Annotated in this window: 18 protein-coding genes, 2 pseudogenes and 1 other annotated feature; of the genes and pseudogenes, 11 read left to right on the plus strand and 9 right to left on the minus strand. The window is 62.3% G+C overall.

Going from position 1 to position 17,428, the window contains the following annotated elements; all coding sequences use genetic code 11:
• Positions 1-20: 20 nt before the first annotated feature.
• The 4 genes from NX02_RS11460 (at position 21) to NX02_RS11470 (ending at position 2,263) form a co-directional block, all read left to right on the plus strand.
• On the plus strand, positions 21-677 hold the full coding sequence (locus NX02_RS11460; protein WP_025292334.1) for a GntR family transcriptional regulator: 657 nt from the start codon (positions 21-23) through the stop codon (positions 675-677).
• A 97-nt stretch (positions 678-774) separates the two neighbouring features.
• The gene (locus tag NX02_RS11465) at positions 775-1,350 is read left to right on the plus strand and encodes a biotin transporter BioY (protein ID WP_039996549.1); all 576 of its coding nucleotides are present in this window, start codon (positions 775-777) and stop codon (positions 1,348-1,350) included.
• Between the two features lie 36 nt (positions 1,351-1,386).
• A complete protein-coding gene (locus NX02_RS33290; RefSeq protein ID WP_210201980.1) occupies positions 1,387-1,563 on the plus strand; it encodes a hypothetical protein in 177 nt (58 codons plus the stop codon).
• Positions 1,564-1,597: 34 nt separating this feature from the next.
• Positions 1,598-2,263, plus strand: a complete 666-nt coding sequence (locus NX02_RS11470; RefSeq protein WP_210201979.1) for a DMT family transporter — start codon at positions 1,598-1,600, stop codon at positions 2,261-2,263.
• Between the two features lie 190 nt (positions 2,264-2,453).
• Here NX02_RS11470 and NX02_RS11475 read toward each other — a convergent pair whose 3' ends face one another.
• From NX02_RS11475 to NX02_RS11480, 3 genes and pseudogenes are all read right to left on the minus strand, one after another.
• The gene (locus NX02_RS11475; protein ID WP_025292336.1) at positions 2,454-2,975 is read right to left on the minus strand and encodes a DUF2285 domain-containing protein; all 522 of its coding nucleotides are present in this window, start codon (positions 2,973-2,975) and stop codon (positions 2,454-2,456) included.
• 46 nt (positions 2,976-3,021) lie between these two features.
• Positions 3,022-3,237 (minus strand): transcriptional regulator domain-containing protein, encoded by a 216-nt coding sequence (locus tag NX02_RS31510; protein WP_084717725.1) that lies wholly within the window; start codon positions 3,235-3,237, stop codon positions 3,022-3,024.
• A 304-nt stretch (positions 3,238-3,541) separates the two neighbouring features.
• Positions 3,542-4,388 (minus strand): annotated as a pseudogene (locus NX02_RS11480) (DUF932 domain-containing protein).
• Between the two features lie 396 nt (positions 4,389-4,784).
• Between NX02_RS11480 and NX02_RS11485 the strand changes: the two are divergent.
• The 4 genes from NX02_RS11485 (at position 4,785) to NX02_RS11510 (ending at position 8,472) form a co-directional block, all read left to right on the plus strand.
• The gene (locus NX02_RS11485; protein WP_025292337.1) at positions 4,785-5,099 is read left to right on the plus strand and encodes an ArsR/SmtB family transcription factor; all 315 of its coding nucleotides are present in this window, start codon (positions 4,785-4,787) and stop codon (positions 5,097-5,099) included.
• 228 nt (positions 5,100-5,327) lie between these two features.
• Positions 5,328-6,556, plus strand: a protein-coding gene (locus tag NX02_RS11495; RefSeq protein WP_158013994.1) for an IS3 family transposase whose coding sequence is annotated in 2 segments (ribosomal slippage) — positions 5,328-5,616 and positions 5,616-6,556 — 1,230 coding nt in all. Because the reading frame shifts where the segments join, the coding sequence is not laid out codon by codon here.
• Positions 5,609-5,725 (plus strand) — a sequence feature (AL1L pseudoknot). It overlaps the preceding gene by 117 nt.
• A gap of 268 nt (positions 6,557-6,824) precedes the next feature.
• Complete coding sequence (locus NX02_RS11505) at positions 6,825-7,448, plus strand: ATP-dependent Clp protease proteolytic subunit (RefSeq protein ID WP_025292341.1); 624 nt, start codon at positions 6,825-6,827, stop codon at positions 7,446-7,448.
• A 136-nt stretch (positions 7,449-7,584) separates the two neighbouring features.
• Positions 7,585-8,472 carry a LysR family transcriptional regulator gene (locus NX02_RS11510; protein WP_025292342.1) on the plus strand — a complete coding sequence of 296 codons (888 nt, stop codon included), beginning with the start codon at positions 7,585-7,587 and terminating at the stop codon, positions 8,470-8,472.
• Positions 8,473-8,702: 230 nt separating this feature from the next.
• Here NX02_RS11510 and NX02_RS11515 read toward each other — a convergent pair whose 3' ends face one another.
• The 6 genes and pseudogenes from NX02_RS11515 to NX02_RS31520 all read right to left on the minus strand — a co-directional run.
• Positions 8,703-9,020 (minus strand): DUF736 domain-containing protein, encoded by a 318-nt coding sequence (locus NX02_RS11515; protein WP_025292343.1) that lies wholly within the window; start codon positions 9,018-9,020, stop codon positions 8,703-8,705.
• A 761-nt stretch (positions 9,021-9,781) separates the two neighbouring features.
• Entirely contained in the window at positions 9,782-10,273 is a 492-nt protein-coding gene (locus NX02_RS11520; RefSeq protein ID WP_025292344.1) for a type II toxin-antitoxin system YhaV family toxin, read from the minus strand.
• Between the two features lies 1 nt (position 10,274).
• Complete coding sequence (locus NX02_RS11525) at positions 10,275-10,610, minus strand: type II toxin-antitoxin system PrlF family antitoxin (protein WP_025292345.1); 336 nt, start codon at positions 10,608-10,610, stop codon at positions 10,275-10,277.
• A gap of 97 nt (positions 10,611-10,707) precedes the next feature.
• Entirely contained in the window at positions 10,708-11,124 is a 417-nt protein-coding gene (locus tag NX02_RS11530) for a hypothetical protein (RefSeq protein WP_025292346.1), read from the minus strand.
• 181 nt (positions 11,125-11,305) lie between these two features.
• Positions 11,306-13,378, minus strand: coding sequence for a ParB/RepB/Spo0J family partition protein (locus NX02_RS11535; protein ID WP_025292347.1), 2,073 nt, complete (start codon positions 13,376-13,378; stop codon positions 11,306-11,308).
• Positions 13,379-14,189: 811 nt separating this feature from the next.
• A pseudogene (locus NX02_RS31520) lies at positions 14,190-14,376 on the minus strand (IS1595 family transposase); the annotation flags it as partial.
• Between the two features lie 66 nt (positions 14,377-14,442).
• Between NX02_RS31520 and NX02_RS11540 the strand changes: the two are divergent.
• The 3 genes from NX02_RS11540 to NX02_RS11550 all read left to right on the plus strand — a co-directional run bounded on the left by NX02_RS11540 (position 14,443) and on the right by NX02_RS11550 (position 17,394).
• On the plus strand, positions 14,443-15,087 hold the full coding sequence (locus NX02_RS11540; RefSeq protein WP_025292348.1) for a TetR/AcrR family transcriptional regulator: 645 nt from the start codon (positions 14,443-14,445) through the stop codon (positions 15,085-15,087).
• 30 nt (positions 15,088-15,117) lie between these two features.
• Entirely contained in the window at positions 15,118-15,795 is a 678-nt protein-coding gene (locus NX02_RS11545) for a type 1 glutamine amidotransferase domain-containing protein (RefSeq protein ID WP_025292349.1), read from the plus strand.
• Between the two features lie 174 nt (positions 15,796-15,969).
• Positions 15,970-17,394: a coniferyl aldehyde dehydrogenase gene (locus NX02_RS11550; protein ID WP_025292350.1), complete on the plus strand. Its 1,425-nt coding sequence runs from the start codon at positions 15,970-15,972 to the stop codon at positions 17,392-17,394.
• The last annotated feature ends 34 nt before the right edge of the window (positions 17,395-17,428 follow it).

Below are 17,428 nucleotides of genomic sequence, written 5' to 3' on the forward strand. Positions count from 1 at the left end.
GTCGGAATTATCTATAATTCATGACAGACGCTAAAGACGACACAATCGCGGTGCGGATCAGCAAGGCGCTTGCCGAGCGCATCATTTCGGGCGCGCTCGAACCGGGTTCCCGGCTGGGCCAGGATCATATTGCCGAAGAATTTGGCGCGAGCCATGTGCCGGTGCGCGAGGCGTTCCGGCGTCTGGAATCGCAGGGGCTGGTGGTCAGCGCGCCACGCCGGGGCGTTCGGGTCGCCGGTTTCAGCATGGATGAAATCAAGGAAGTGGCGGAGATGCGCGCCGCCCTTGAGGTGCTCGCTTTGCGCCATGCCGCGCCGCATCTGACCAAGGCGATACTGGATCAGGCCGAGGACGCCACCAGGGCGGGCGACAAGGCCGGCGACGTGCAGGCGTGGGAAGAAGCAAACCGCGCCTTTCATCGGCTGATCCTGACGCCTTGCGCCATGCCCCGACTCCTGAAGGCGATTGACGATCTGCATACGGCCGGCGCCCGCTTTCTGTTCTCCGGCTGGCGGGCGGAATGGGAAGCGCCGACCGACCGCGATCATCGGGCCATCCTCGATGCGTTGCGGGCGGGGCAGGTAGAAGCTGCCGCCTCGGTGCTGGCCCGCCATGTCCAATGGGTAGGAAAGAAGCCGGGACCATCGCCATCCTTGCCGGCAACGGGGGCGCGCTGACGCTGCCGTGTGGGTCGGCTCTTGCCTTGTCATCAATTCCGTGGACTAATTAGCGATAGAATCTAGAAATTATAGATAATATCGCAAAGGAGCGCCCATGACCGTCCTATCCGCCGCACAACCAACCCTCATCGGCCGCCTCTGGCCGCAAACCGCTGGCAACAGCATGGCGCGCGCCGCTGCCCTCATCCTGATCGGCAGTGCCCTTATGGCGATCGCCGCTCATATTCAGGTGCCGTTCTGGCCGGTAAAGCTCTCCATGCAGAGTTTCGTCGCCATCGTCATCGGCATGGCCTACGGCGCTCGGCTCGGCGGGGCGACCATTCTTGCCTACATTGTCGAAGGTGCTCTCGGCCTGCCTGTTTTCCAGAGCGGGGCGGGCATTGCCTACATGGCGGGACCGACCGGCGGCTATCTGCTCGGATTCTTCCTTGCCGCTGTCGTCGCAGGCTATTTTGCCGAACGCGGCGCGCTGAACCGCTTGCCGACCGCCCTTGGCGCGATCCTGCTGGCGACCGTGGCCGTCTATGTGCCGGGCATCGCTTGGCTGGCTGTCCTGTTCGGTGCGGAAAAGAGCATCGCGTTTGGCCTGACGCCGTTTATTCTCGGTGACATTCTCAAGATCGTTCTGGCGCTGGTGCTCGTGCCGGCTATCCGGCGCGTCATGCGCTAAGACGATCCGGCCCCGCGCAATGCGGGGCCGTCTCCTATGCTGCAAGCCGTTGGCGCTCCTGCACTTCTCATCCTGATCTGGTCGACCGGCTTCATTGCCGCGCGCGCCGTCGCGCCCCATGCAGACCCGAATCTGTTCCTGACCTTCCGCTTCCTGATCGCTGTCGTCGGCTTCACCATTCTGGTGCGCAATGTGCCGTGGCCGGAAAGGTAAGCAGTTCGTCGGGCATCTTCTTGCCGGCATGGTGATGAACGGCGTCTATCTCGGGGCGAGCTGGTGGGCGGTCGCCAACGGCCTCGCGGCTGGCGTGATGGCGCTCATCGGCGCGCTGCAACCGCTGTTCACCGCCTTGATTGTCGTCCTCATCCTGCGCGGTCCTATCAGTCGTAGGACGGTGTTGGGACTGGTGATCGGCTTTGCGGGCGTTGCGCTCGTGCTGTCGCCACGTCTGGCCGGTGTCGGCATCGAGGGGCTGCCGGCGCTTCCCATCGCGCTCGGGCTGTTCAGCATCCTTGCCCTGACGGTCGGGACGATGGTGCAAAAGTCGTCGCTGGCGACCGCCGATCTACGCGCGGCCGGCGCGGTCCAGCATCTTGGCGCTGCCATCGTGGCCGGGACGCTCGCGATCACAGTTGGCACCTTGCAATGGGACAACGCACCGGCGCTCTGGTTCGCCCTGATCTGGTCGGCGGGTGCGCTCTCCCTCGGCGGCACGGCCCTGTTCGTCTGGATGATCCGGCATGGCGACGTGACCCGGATCACGGCGCTTATGCTGCTGGTGCCGCCCGCTGCGGCCCTGCAAGCCTATGTCTTCTTTGGTGAGACGCTGACCGCCGCGCAGCTCGCCGGCTTCGTCGTCACGCTAGCGGGTGTTTCCATGGTGCAGGGTGTGCGGTTGTCGCGAAAATCCTGATTTTCGCATCAGGACAGGCCAGCGCTGAATTTACAGGGAAAAACCTGTCGCAAATGTCTCGTGCAAAAGTCGAGGTTTTGCGACAGATATTTACGACACTTCGCGGCGAGGATTCCGGGCCGCCGCGCTCCCTGTTTGGGAGTCAGAAAGCGCGCGACATGGCTTGCAGCAGTTTGCGTTTGATTGCCCCTCAACGCTTGTCAGGCTTGATTGGGTAGTGAAGCAGCATCCGATACCCGCCCCGCATCATCCTGACGCCGTGCGCGACCAGGCGGCGAGCCTTGTTCTTGCTTGGGTCGCCCTCGAAATCCTCTTTCGTTCCCTGAAATCCAAGCAGGACTTCAGCAATGGTGCGGTAACTCTCGCCGCGCAGTCGCGCATCCAGCGCGCGCAGGGACAGGATGTGCCATTGCCGGAGCTGTTCGGGCAGAATGCCGATGGGCGGCCCCGGCGAGCGCCGCGTCAGGGATCGCCAGAGGCGACGCGCCGCATGGACGCGAAGCTCCAGAAACGAATCCATCGGCAAGGTCACGGCATAGAAGGCTGCGGCGTCAGGCACCGCGTCCGGCAGCCAGAATTGGTGTGCGATGTCGCCGACCTGCCAGACGCCATGCCAGCCATCGGCCGCGCGGCGCAGATCGAGACCATCGAGATGGGCGAGAGCGACCAGCAGCTCGGTTTCCGCGGCCTCCTGTTCAACAGGCGACAGCATGACCGCCTGCGGCTGAAGGCGCGGAGACCAAAATGGGGGCTGGCGATCAGGCGATGCGTCGGGGTCGCTTGGGAAATCGCAACCCCCAGCGCTGCGCGAAGCGCTCCAATTGCCTTTCACCGAGCCGTCCGGTCAGGGTGATGATCTGGAAATCATGACGATATTCGTCGTTGCGACGAAGATATTCCCAGGCGAAACCGGCGGCAGGTAGAGACTTGGTGTGCGCGTAAGCCGCCGGAGCACGCCAGTCGATGCTAAGCATGGCGCTACCTCCGAATTTCGGGGCCGTCCAAGAGAGACCCGAACTGGAAGCCTGCGGGATTTCGGGAAGCGGCTGTAGCTGCACCAAACATATAACTGGGTGTCAGTAACTCGATATATTATTTGGTTATTTTTGTCTTAAACGTGCTTATCTGGATTCGCGAGCCGGGCATAGCCCGGCGAGCGGCGGCCGTGTTTCGGGTATGGCCGCGCCGCCGATCCGCTGCGCCGGATCGGCGCAAAAATCTAGGAACCTAAAAGCCGGAAAACCGTAGAGCCGGTTTTCCGGCTCTACGGTTTGGCGGTCATCGGGTCTTGAGGCGCTGCATCCCCTCGGCAAGCGTCCAAAGGGCGCGATTAAGGGTCACGTTCTGGTCGATGCCGTTGATGGGGCGTGTCTGGCTGCGACGGATGCGGCCTTCGGCGTTGCGCCGCTGTCCGTGCAATCCGCCGCGTATCATGTTCTCCTGAATGGTGTTGTAGGTCATCCAGAGGTTTTGTCCGGCATCCTCGCGGCGGCGCGGCTGGATGATCTCATCCGGGCGGATCGGGCTTTCTTCCTTGCCATAGCGGGCGACAAGGCTGGCCTCGGCCAGAACGCGGCGCTCATCTTCACCAAGCTGGATTTCCTTCATGGTTTCGCTGGCGTCTATCAGCCGGGGGAAGTCCTCCGCGACGGTATAGACGCCTTCGATAATGTCATGCTGGATATTGCCCTTGTGGGGAACGCGCACGTCATCGAACCGCTCTCCCGCCACAAGGCTGTTGGTGCAGACGAAACGGAGCATTCCCGCAAACATTCTGGTAGCTGCTCGTTCCGTCGTGCGAATTGACGATGATGACTTCCGCCGCCTCCTCCTTGCCGATGCCGTCATCCCGGCGCAGGCGCAGCATATGCTTGGCGTGGCCGTGGCGGCTGCCGTCGCGCGGAACCGACTGCACGGCGAAAAACGGGAACCATCCTTCCCGGCGCAGCCCCTCCACGATGTCGATGGTGGGGACATAGACGTAACGCTCCGACCGGCTGTCATGGGCCTCGCGGGCGAAGATGGACGGGACATGCCGATAAAGCGCCTCATTGTCGAGCGCTTCGCGCCCGCTGATCTGATGGCTGTTGCGGCCGAACCGGGTAGCAAGGTGATGATAGGTCATGATCTTGATCCTTATGGGTCTGGGTTGGAGCGCAGCGCTGCGCTGCAACCCTGGCCGTCGCCGAGACCGGGGGGTGCAAGGCGCAAGGGCGGACGGGCGGAGGGGGATCACCCGGCCTGCACGAAGCGGATCGAAGTCATGACGAAGGTGCGGAAGCACATACCCGCGCGGAAGGCTGGGGATACCGCCCGGCCGCCCTTGTGCCGCGCCAGGGGGCAGCGCCCCCAAGCAAACCGCCCGGCCGGAGCAAAGCGGAGGCCGGGGAGAAGATCCGATCAGGATACGCAAAACCTGAAAGCTGGAGAGATGTGTTTCCTGATCTCCCTATTTGCGGAAAATTCAGCAGTAACGAGATGAAGCGTTGCGAATCAGATAAGTTTGTGCTTATCTGTTGGTATGATCGAGAACGAGATTTTCAAAGCTCTGGCCGACCCGACTCGCCGCGCGATCTTCGAGAAGCTGGCGAGCGGCAGCATGAACGCCAGCGCTCTGCGTGACGGCATGGACATCAGCCAACCGGCCATGTCCCAGCACCTTTCCGTCCTGCGCAGTGCGCGGCTGGTCCGCGAAGAACGGCGGGGGCGCTTCGTGAACTACGAGGTCGATCCAGACGGCCTCGCGCTGATAGCCGGGTGGCTGGCGAAGTATCGGGCTTACTGGCCAGCCCGGATTGATGCGTTGAAGGCTTTACTAAAGGACATGGACCAATGAGCGAGACGGAGGCCGAAAGGCAGGAAAAAGATCTGGTGCTTGAATGCGAACTCGACGCTCCTCCGGAAAAAGTCTGGCGGGCGATCAGTATTCCCGCCTTTCGGGATAAATGGCTGCCCGGGCAGGAACTGGCGGATGCCGCGCCGATCTCCACGGCACCGGGCGAGGAAGTCAGTGAACCGCGCCGGGTTTGCCGGAGGCTCCAACTCCTGAGAAGGTGGAGCCTGTATGAGCAAGACGACGAACAAGTTTGCGCCGGAAGTGCGCGAGCGGGCGGTGCGGATGGTGGCCGATCACGAGCGCGATTACCCCTCCCGCTGGGCCGCGGTGGTGTCCATCGCAGAGAAGATCGGCTGCGTTCCGCAGACGCTGCATGAATGGGTGAAGAAGGCGGAGGTCAACAGCGGTAAGCGCGCCGGTGTCCCGACCGAGGTTGCCGACAAGATGAAGGCGCTGGAGCGCGAGGTTCGTGAGCTGCGGCAAGCCAACGAGATTCTGCGCAAGGCGTCAGCATATTTTGCGCAGGCGGAGCTCGACCGCCCGTTCCGGCGATGATCGCGTTCATTGACGATCACCGCGATGCCTATGGGGTCGAGCCGATCTGCCGCGTCCTGCCGATCGCCCCATCCACCTATCACGAGCGCGTCGCGAAGCGGCAGGATCCAACACGCCTTTCGACGCGGGCACGACAGGATGCGGCTCTCAAGCCCGAGATCGCACGCGTGTTCGCTGAGAACTTCGCGGTCTACGGCGTACGCAAGGTCTGGCGGCAGATGATGCGGGAAGGCTTTCCGATCGCTCGCTGTACGGTCGCTCGGCTGATGCGTGAGATGGGCTTGGCAGGGGTGATCCGGGGCAAGCCGGTGCGCACGACCATCAGCGACAAGGCGGCGCCGTGCCCGCTCGATAGGGTCAACCGCAGGTTCTATGCGCCAGCGCCGAACATGCTGTGGGTGTCGGACTTCACTTACGTCGCGACCTGGGCAGGCTTCGTCTACGTCGCCTTCGTCATCGACACCTACGCTAGGCGCATCGTCGGTTGGCGGGCCAGCAGGACGGCGCATGCCAGCTTCGTCCTCGATGCCCTGGAACAGGCACTTCACGATCGCCGGCCGACCCACCGGGGCGGCCTCATCCATCACAGCGATCGCGGGTCGCAATACGTGTCCATCAAGTACACCGAGCGCCTTGCCGAAGCCGGGATCGAGCCCTCGGTTGGCAGCGTTGGCGACAGCTATGACAATGCTTTGGCCGAGACGATCAACGGCCTTTACAAAGCCGAGGTAATCCACCGGCGTGGACCGTGGCGCAGCTTCGAAGCAGTCGAGTACGCCACGCTGGAATGGGTCGACTGGTTCAACCATCGCCGACTGCTGGAGCCCATCGGCAACATCCCGCCCGCCGAAGCCGAAGATCAATATTATGCTGCCGCAGACAACATCGATATGGCAGCGTGACTCACAACCCAACGCCTCCGGCAGACCCGGCGCGGTTCACAGCTACAGGATGCGGGACGATGAGCCGCCCTTCCTTATGAGCATCGTTACATTTCAGGTCAGGCCCGACGCCAACGGCGGCACGATACTCAGGATCGTTCACGGTCTGACTGATACGAGGCTGGCTCCGAAGATTCCGCCAGCGGCGAACAGCAATGCGTCGTTGATGATGCTGGCTGCCTGACGCTTTAGCCAGCCACCTTAAATCCTAACCTACAGGAGTTCGCCCATGCGCGAAGCGATGCAACTCGTCCCTATGGTCATCGAGCAATCCAGCCGTGGAGAACGCTCTTTCGACATCTATTCCCGTCTTCTCCGCGAGAGGATCATTTTCCTGAACGGCGAGGTCAACGACACCGTTTCCGCGCTCGTCTGCGCGCAGTTGCTGTTCCTGGAAGCCGAGCATCCCAAAAGGCCGATTCAACTCTATATCAATTCCCCCGGTGGCGTCGTCACCAGCGGCCTCGCCATGTATGACACCATGCGATACATCCGAGCACCGGTTCATACGCTCTGCATGGGAACAGCCCGCTCAATGGGGTCTTTCCTGCTTATGGCAGGCCAACCCGGCGAGCGCGCCGCATTACCGAACGCCAGCATTCTCATTCATCAACCGTCAGGCGGCTTCCAAGGACAGGCATCGGACATGCTGATCCATGCCGAAGAAATCCTGAAAACCAAGCAGCGCATGACCCGACTCTATGCCCAACATTGCAAACGCTCCTATGAGGATTTTGAGCAAGGGATGGACCGCGACCGCTTTATGACCGCTGAGGAAGCGCTTGAATGGGGTCTGATTGATCGCATCCTGACGGAACGCGACATCGTTTCAGCACCAGAAATCACCGCATGACCGCGCGTTGGGGAACTCGCGCGGCAGCCGACGCGATAACCGTCACTTCCTGACCGAAGTATGGGCGATGAGGAGACGGATTCACAAGAGCACCGATTCGACTCAACCAACCACATTGCTTCGCGGGCGTATTCCTATGACCGCATTGATTCAAACTCTCGCGGTTGCCGAGTATCTCAGCTTTCACCGCGCCGCCCTGGCGCTCGGCGTCAGCCAGTCGAGCGTCAGCACTCGGATCAAGACACTAGAGAAAGACCTTGGCATCATTCTCTTCGACCGCAACACGCGCGGGGTACGCCTTACCGAAGCCGGACGCCGTTTCGTCGATCAGGTCGAAGACGCCATCGGCATCCTTGATCGCGCCATCCAGACCGCCGGGATGCAGGGGCGCGGCGAGGACGGAGAGCTTCGCATCGGCCTCCATGCGCTCACGCCCGGCTGCTGCCTCGACCGGCTGCTGGAGCGCTTCCACGCCGACCATCCGGGCGTCGGCCTGCACATCACCGAAGGCACCGCGCGCGACGCGCAACTCATGGTGCGCGAAAGCAGGCTCGATCTCGCTTTCATGGCCCGCACCCACGAAATCCCCGATCTAAATTCCCGCGTGATCTGGCGCGACCGCCTGATGGTGGCGTTGCCGGCAGGGCATGCATTGACCGCAATGCAGGATGTCGAATGGCGGCAGCTTGCGGGTGAAACCTTCCTTGTCCGCCATGGCGGCACCGGCCCGCAGGTCCACGATCTGATCGTGCTGCGCTCGGCCGGAAAATGGCCGACGCCAACAATCCGCCGCGTCGATGTCGGACGTAGCGCGCTGCTGTCGATGATCGCGGCCGGGCATGGCGTCTCGATTTTCGTCGAGGAAGGCGCTGCGGCGAACACCGCCAATGTCGCCTTTCTGCCGATCCGCGACGAGCCGGAAACCATCCCCTTTTCGGCCGTGTGGTCGCCGCGAAATCAGAGTCAGCCTCTCCGCAACCTGCTGGCTCTTGCGAGCCTGGTACTTCGCCAACCGGATGGCTGAGCCCCAAGCGGGCCATTCTCCTTTGTTCATGGCGAAGCCAGGGGGCAGCGCCCCCAAGCAATCCGCCCGGCCAGAGCAAAGCGGAGGACGGGGAGAAGATCCAATCGGGATACGCAAATCCTGAAAACCGGAAAGCCGTGTATCCTGATCTCCTTGTTTCCTGAAAGACGGCGGAGATGAGCAAAAAGAAGCCCCGCTCGGTTGAGCGGGGCAATTCCGGGGGGCCGGTCTTAGTCGCCGTTGCGGCGGGACCAGATGAGGTTGTGGGACTTTCCGTCCTCGGCTTCGACCAGGCTGGCGTAGATCGGTGCGGGGAAGCTCGGATCGTCCAGCTTGACGGAGAGGTATTCGCGCTGTGTCTCGCGGGCGGTCTTCCTCCAGGCCGCGCCGAACTCGGTAGCGCCGGCGAAGATGCGGAAGTCGGGGCCGCGCTCGCTGTCGGCCTCGCTGAGGACGAACTTGGCCTTGACGTTGAGGGTCAGGGTCTTGACCGCGCCGGTGAAGCCCGCGCCGTTCTCGTTCTGGGTGAAGGTGCCGATGGTCGCCATTGTCGTATTCCTTTTCCTGTCGGGCCGCACCATTGCGACCTCGATGGTGGTCGTGAGACCGGGGACGATCGGCCCCGCACCCCTCGGGGCTGGAACAACGTGGAAGGCGGCCGACGACGGCTTTTTTGGTTCGCGATGCAAAGCCGAAGGCGGCGGAAAAAAGTTGGCGACGGACGTTGCGGGAAGACGAGCGAGGCGAAGCCGGTCTTCGGTCAGACCGTGCCAATCGAGGACGCGAATGGAGCGCCCGTTTCAGGAAATCGCGGGAATACGGCAATGGCGGCCGTCCTGCGCCTCGCCGGGATCGGGGACGCTGCGCCGGTCGCCTTGGGTGCGGTCCTTTCCACCCTGACCCTCAACGTCAAGGCCAAGTTCGTATGATACCAACGGGGCGTCGGCGGGCACGGCTTCGTCTGACCTTCGCCGGTGCTGGCGTGCTCGGTGTGGCCGGAAAACCGTTTGCGGGGCGACACGCACTCCCTCGCCAAGCGGATGATCCGAGCTTTCTGGCGCTGATCCGCCCCGCCCGTCGAAGCGGACGGAAAGCCTAACGTCATCATGGGGCTGCCGTGGCGACAGTGACCGGCTCCCGAGACCGCCTCACCAACCGGATGGGAGCTTCCCGCGAAATGTCCGCCGCCACCCCTTGCGTTATGGGATTGAAGCCGAATGGCGGAAACGCGCCCTTGGCGTGGTTCCGGCGCAGCCGAAAGCCCGGCCCGGAGGGCAACGCCCAATTCTGTGACGTTCAACAGCATTCGTCATGGATTCGGGGGCGAGGCTTTTTCCAGCCGTGCAACGGCCTTGGCGTCGGAAGCCTCTTTGTGCAGCGCGTCCCAATCGTCGGGGGGATTGCCGTCATCCAGCATCCCCTTGAAGACCTTATAGGCATCCGTTTTGGAGCCGTAGGTCCGCAAGCTGTTTTCGTCGTTCACCCAGGCGAAGATGATGACCTTGCTGGTGCTGCTGTAGCGGAAAAAGAGCCGGAAACGACCATTGCCGAACTTGGCGCGAAACCAGTGCTTGCGGTCATCGCCAAGAGTCGCGCCTTGCCGATAGATGGATGCTGTCGGGTCCGATGGCACATTGACGGTGACGAGCTGGACCAAGGACGCAAGCAACTTGGCGTCGGCGGATTTCTGATAATCGTCCGGTTTCTTCGCCTTGAGCGCGTCGACCGCCTCGATCAGCTTTTCCCACTGATCGAGAAAGAGAGGGTGTGCGAGGACCGTCCAGCCATTGATCGTCGGCATGTCAGATCGAAACGTCCCCCTTGATCTCGGCATCGAGATCGACCGTCATGCCCGCCGTCAGGGTAACAGCCCGGTCGAGCAAGGATTGCGGGAACGGAAGAACAGACTTCTCGGGGTGCTTCGCCATGTCCCGCGCGAGAAATTCGAGAAAGCGATCGATCACGGGATCGGCGGTTTCTTCAATCTCGGCCTTCTGGACATAGACGCGATGCTGCTCATCAATGAGAAAGGCAATGCGTCCACCATAGTCAACGCCCAGCGCCTGCCGAACGGACTTCGGCACGGTGGTCTGTCCCTTGGCGGTGATGGTGCTTTCTTCTTTCAGCAGCGCTCCCATGGCGGGCCTCCATAAATCGGTCGAGTGGAATGTAAGGAATATTCCTTATCATGTCAAGATTGGCCGTCGCCTTGGTCTGCCAGTCGGTTCCAAGCCCTTATCTCGCGGGCTGGCCGACACCGTTAACCAGCCGCGCCAAGGCAGAGAAGCCGACGAATCCGCCGCCAGCGATACAGAAGATTTGCCGCCAGATGTCGGACGGGACGGCTTCCTTGGTGACGCCATAGACCAGAGCATAGCCCGCGACGGCGGCGGGCGCTGCGAAGATCAGCGCGACGATCAGGCGGATGACAGGCGAACGGATCGTCTCGAACAGCCCGGCCAGAATGCCAAAGGCGGCCCCCGCCGAGAACAGGCCGACGAGTCCCGCACCGATCAGGCCAGCGCCGGTCTCGTAGGCGAATTGTGCCGCGGCCAGTCCTACGAAAAAGGGCAGCGCATAGACGGCGAGATTGTAGGCGAGGACGCAGAGAAGCACGACCAGCGCAACGCTCATGAACATGACGGCGACCATGATGTTTCACCTTTGCTGACGGCACCGCCTTTCGTGCAATCGCCATGATGGCCGCTGCACGTTCCGATATGTGCCGATGTGTTCCTGTTCTGTCGAGGTCATCCGGCCGCGCGGGGAAGCCGCGCGGCCGGATTTTTCCGGGTGGCAGGCCGGGACCGCTGATGCGATCCCGGCCCATCCTTCATTCCGCCGCCACGGCGAAAGGCTCGTCCTCCATGGCGGGAGCTTCCGGCTGCTCGTCCACCGCCAGCCATGCGGGCCGCTCGGTGCGCAGGATCGGCGGGAGCCAGCCGGTTCCGGCCAGAAGCTGTTCAGCCGCTTCCGCCATTTCCGGCTTCTTCTTGTCCGCGATGCGTTCCGCCGCCTCGTCGCCAAGCGCCTCCCGCACGGCGTCAAGGATATGGGCCTTGGTGACGCGCCCGAAATAGGCCCGAACGGTCGGCGTCCAATGCGCCGTCATGTCGAGCGCAACCGCCGTCGCCAACCTGTCCGCCGTTGCATGGGCGTGACGCTTGTTCTGCTCCCATGGCAGCTTGAGGGCGTTGACGGTCTGCACGGCGCAATGGGCGAACAGCGCCATGACGCTGGCATGGTCCAGACCGGCGATGAAGCCCCAAAGATCGGCCACGTCGCGGGGCATGTCCGCCGCCCATCCGGCATGACGATCCGCCAGCGCCTTCGCCGCCGCCGTGTCCTCGATGCCGTCCGCATGTCCGCCAAGGCTGGCGCTGATCGGGCGGATTTCGAGGGCGTGGGCATCCCCTCCACCGCGATAGAAGGTCTGCGCGGCAAGGGCATGGATAACGGCGATCAAGGCCATGTCCGGCTGCTCGCCAAGGGCGAGACGCAAGGCAAGGGTGCGATGGGCGGTCAGGTCGCGGATGAGCGAGTCCGACAGGGGCTTGCCGTCTTCCTCCGCTTCCTCGTCCTCGGCGTCGAGCGCGGAAACGTGGTTCCCGTCCTCGTCATATTCGCCGTCTTCCCCGATGATTTCGCCATCGGCGTTGACGCGCACCCCGTCGATGATGGTGCCGCCGTCTGCGCTTTCGGCTTCCTCCGGCTCCGGGGCCTCGTCCTCGGCACGGATGAAACCGCGCTCGATGCGGGCTTCCCCATCATGGTTCAGAACCACGAAAACGCCGCCTCGCGTGATCTCGTCTGGATCGTAGGCATAGCGCAGCCCGTCGATCCGCTCGATCTCGGCTTCAAGCTCCGCAAGACGCTGATCCACTTCGGGCGGGAGGTCCGCATCTGCGTCCTGCCATTCCGCTGACAGGCGCTCAAGTTCCTCCTGCGCGGCTTCGTAGGCGGCTTCCTGTTCCTCGGAAAGCTCCACCGGCTGCGGATAGGTGCGGCGCATGCCGTGGGCGTGAGGCCAGTCGATATAGGCCGAAGCCCATTTCCACCCTTCTGCCTCCTGAACCTCGGCGGCGGTCCTTTCCAGCTTGTCCAGCGCAAGCCGGTCCAGCAGCGCGGCATCCTCGTAGAAGCCGCCGCGATCCTCGGTGAACAGGTCGCGGATGATGTTGCCGCCCGCCTCGGTATAGACTTCCGCGCCGACGAACACCGCCCGCCGATCCGAAGCCGCCACATTGCAGGCGGTCAGGTCGCGGCGGATGATCCACGGCTCGCGATTATGGGACAGGTTTTCAAAAACCTGCTCCTGCCGGTCGTGGTCGTCGGTGATGGCGAACGCCTGCAACTGGTCCATGGTCAGCCCGCCATCGCGGTAAACCTGAATCAGCTTGGGGCTGACAGCGCCGAGGCGAAGCCGCTGCTTCACCACATGCGCGGACTTACCGAACCGGGCCGCGATTTCCTCCGCGCCCCATCCGCGATTTTCCGAAAGCTCGCGGAAGCGTTCAAATTCATCGGCGGGATGCAGGTTCTCGCGGTTGACGTTCTCATCAAGGCTGATCTCTGCCGCGTCGTTCGCGGTGTCGATAACGCAGCGGATCGGCTCGGTCTTCTTGATCTCCTTGCGCTTGACGCGCAGAAGCTGCGCCAGCCTGCGGCCTTCTCCGACGCTGACCAGATAGAAGCCGGTTGGCTCCCCCTCCGCGTTCGCTTCCGGCTCCACCACAAGGTTTTGCAGCATCCCCTTGGCGGCGATGCTCGCCGCTTTCCCCTCGATAGACGCCTCGCTATGCGGGGTCTTGCGGGCATTCTTCGGGTGCTTCTTGAGCTTGTTGAGCGGGATGAAAACCGTTTCGCCATGTTCGGCAACGGTCGTGATCTGTGCATTGGTCGTCATGGTCTTTTTCCTCATTGGTCTGGGTTGGAGCGCAGCGCTGCGCTGCAACCCTGGCCGTCGCCGAGACCGGGGGGTGCAAGGCGCAAGGGCGGACGGGCGGAGGGGGATCACCCGGCCTGCACAAGCGGATCGAAGTCATGACGAAGGTGCGCAGCACATATCCGCGCGGAAGGCTGGGGATACCGCCCGTCCGCCCTTGTGCCGCGCCAGGGGGCAGCGCCCCCAAGCAACCCGCCCGGCCAGAGCGGAGCGGAGGCCGGGCACATGGGCCGGATCAAGATACGGAAGGCCGGAAAGCCGTAAGTCTTGACATCCTGATCGCCGCTTGAATTGCTGAGAGGCGCGAATAGAGTTGGAATGTTATCGGAATGATCGGAGGTTCAACTGTCGCGATGACAGAGAAGCGGAACCAGGAGATTTTGAAACGCCGTCGCGCTGGTGAGACGTTCTCCGCCTTGGCGGCAGATTTTGGTGTTTTCAGAGAACGAGCACGTCAGATTTTCGAGTGAGAGGAAAAGCGAGAAGCACGGCGACTTGAATTGGCCGAGGCCGATCGCCGACCGTCTTCCGGTTGAGGCCATACCTCGCCGCTAGCTCTTTGAGCGGAGCCTTCGATCGCTGTATTGCCGCTCGGATGGCGTGCGTAGTCGTGGCCCTGCCATGGAGTATCTGGCCCATAATCCCTCCTGGAATGCGGAGCCGGATTGACTGATTCCATCACACTCCGGGACTGAACACCTAGGTCGGCTGACGGCTTGGTGAAGTCGGCAGGATCAATCACCGCCTGCTGTAACCGACCGTCTTGCGTGGTCTCTACCGTGATCGCGAAGGGGCGCTTGTTCTCCGATCCCTGGCCTGCCTTGGCGCTGTTGCGCTCCCCGCCCAGATAGGCATCGTCCAGTTGCATCACGCCGCCGAGCATCCCGTCCTGCTTTCTGTTCCTCCATGGCCTGCATCAGCTTGTGCTTCATTCGCCAGGCTGCCTGATAGCTCGTGCCATTCCGGTTGGACGGCGATTTCCATGGCACTAGACGACCGGTTTATTTCTATGTATAGCTACACCCATGAACCTGACCAAAAAAGCTCAAGTTACCAGGCAACATATCCTCGACACGGGGTATCGGCTCGTGCTGCACAGGGGGTTCGCTGCAATGGGCCTGATGGAAATCCTCAAGGAATGTGGCGTCCCTAAAGGGTCGTTCTATCACTACTTTGCGTCGAAGGAGGCCTTTGGCTGCGCGCTATTGCAACAGTACGTTGACGAATACATTGAAAAGCTTGCTCGCCTGCTCGCGGAGACAGGCAATGGACGTGAAAGTCTTATGCGGTACTGGAATGCCTGGATCGCCGATCCGACCAGTTCATCTGATTCGGCCAATCCGGTGCAAGGGTGGGCCGATGATTGTCTGGTGGTGAAGCTCGCCGCAGAGGTGGCTGACCTATCCGAAGACATGCGCCGCGTGCTCGATGCGGGCGTTCAACAGTTGCTGGCGAGAATTGCCGCATTGATCGACGAAGCCCGCGAAGACGGCTCAGTGCCCGATGGTGCGCCGTCACCTGCGCTGGCGCGAATGCTGTACCAGATGTGGCTGGGTGCCGCGCTACTCACCAAACTCAGCCAGAACAGGATGCCACTACATCAGGCCCTGATTGCCACGGAAACCCTGCTCGCCTGTGATCAAACGCCCCCAAATGTTCCGATCACGTAATTGATTCTAACCCATCGAAGGATGATTCTTATGAAGATCTTGTTCGTACTGACTTCCCATGACCAACTCGGTGATACTGGTCACAAGACCGGCTTCTGGCTCGAGGAATTCGCCGCTCCTTATTATGTGTTCAAGGACGCCGGTGCTCAGATCACCTTGGTATCCCCCAAGGGTGGCCAACCCCCGCTGGATCCAAAGAGCGATCTGCCCGAGTTCCAGACCGATTTGACCGCCCGCTTCAAGGCCGATCCTCAGGCGCAGGCGGAGCTGGCCAACACCGGAAAACTGGCCGAGGTGGCAGTGTCCGATTTCGATGCCGTGTTTTACCCCGGTGGCCATGGCCCGCTGTGGGATCTGACCAACGACCCGGTGTCGATAGCGTTGATCGAGACTCAGGATCGCGCGCGCAAGCCGCTCGGTCTGGTCTGCCACGCGCCGGGCGCGCTGACCAAGGCGCATCAGGCCGATGGTCGCCCCTTCGTTGCCGGTCGCAAGGTCACCGGATTCACCAATGGCGAGGAAGCGGCGGTCGAACTGACCGAGATCGTACCATTCCTGATCGAGGATGAATTCAAGCGCCAAGGTGGCCTTTACGAGAAGGGCCCGGACTGGCACCCGCATGTTGTCGTTGAGGGTCATCTGGTGACCGGCCAGAATCCGGCCAGTTCCGAAGGAGTCGCCCGCGCACTCCTCAGCCTACTCGGCTGAGGCCGGCCTGGCGTCGTGCCGACCGACCGGCGCTAACGCGCGCCAGTCGCTCTCCCTCTGCCAAAGCGATCCAGGCTGCTCTGCTGCCGCAGCGAGCCGTCATGGGCACATTCGTTCCTACCGGAGGCGGCTTGCCACCGGCTTCGGGATGGTCATTCACTCAGGAAATCCGCCATGAATACTTCAGATATTTCTGCCGCGCTGAACGCCAAGGTCGCGCGGATGAAACAGGCGCACCTGGCCGGTGGCCCGGCCAGCGCCGAATTGCGACGTGACCGTTTGCAACGTGCCGCGGAACTGCTGATCACACACCACGATGAACTGGCTGATGCCATCAGCGCCGACTACGGACATCGTAGCCCTTACCAAAGCCTGCTGGCGGACGTGCTGTCGTCGGTTGCTGCACTTCGCCATGCCAGCGAGCATCTGGAAACTTGGATGCAGCCGGGTGAGCAAGATGCTCCCGGCCCTGGGATGCAAGCGCGCGTACAATATCAGCCGTTAGGCGTAGTGGGCATCATTAGCCCCTGGAATTTCCCGATCAACCTGGCGTTCAGCCCTCTGGCGGGCGTCTTTTCAGCAGGCAATCGTGCGCTGCTTAAGCCCTCGGAGTTGACGCCCCGCACATCCGAACTGCTGGCACAACTCGTCGCACGCTACTTCGACCCACTGGAACTGGAGGTGGTGCTGGGCGATGCCGAAACGGGCCAGGCGTTCAGCGCGTTGCCGTTCGATCATCTGATCTTCACCGGTAGTACGGCCGTGGGTCGCCACGTCATGAGGGCGGCCGCTGAAAACCTGGTCCCGGTGACGCTGGAGCTGGGCGGGAAGTCACCCGTTTTCATTGACACGGATGCTGACATAGCTACCGCCGCTGCGCGTGTACTGACGGTCAAGACCTTCAACGTCGGTCAGATCTGCATCGCGCCGGATTATGTGCTTCTGCCAGAAACGGCGCGCGACGCTTTCGTGGAGCACGCTCGTACCTTTGTCGCCCGCACATTGCCGACGCTGCATGACAACCCGGACTACACCTCCATCGTCAGCGACCGCCACTACCGCCGCCTGATCGGCCTGCTGGACGACGCCCGCGCCAGGGGTGCCAGCGTGGTAGGGCTGGAGCCTGCGGGTGAACCGCATACTGACGCACGCACGCGCAAGCTCGCCCCGACCCTGGTGCTCAATCCGCAGGAAGACATGCAGGTGATGCAGGAAGAAATCTTCGGCCCTGTCCTGCCGGTGCTGACCTACCATGACCCGCAGCAGGCGCTTGATTACATCAACGCGCATCCGCGCCCGCTCGCGGCCTATTACTTCGGCAATGACCCGGCAAAGCAGCAAGCGTTTCTCGAAAGCACGACTTCCGGCGCGGCGGTCATCAACGATGTGATGACGCATGCCGTGGTCGAGAGCGTGCCCTTCGGCGGCGTGGGTCCGTCTGGCATAGGAGCGTACCACGGCATTCACGGCTTCCGACGTTTCAGCCACGCCAAGGCGGTGGTGGTGCAAAGTGCCGATGGCGCGTCCAATCTTCGCTTGCGCGCGCCATATGCCGATGCGCTGGCGCAAGCGCGGGCCCTGCTCGCTGGCAAGGCATAACGCACTCGCTTTGTGTCGTCGTTCTCGTTCAACA

The organism is Sphingomonas sanxanigenens DSM 19645 = NX02 (assembly GCF_000512205.2).
GTDB classification, from domain to species: Bacteria; Pseudomonadota; Alphaproteobacteria; order Sphingomonadales; family Sphingomonadaceae; genus Sphingomonas_D; species Sphingomonas_D sanxanigenens.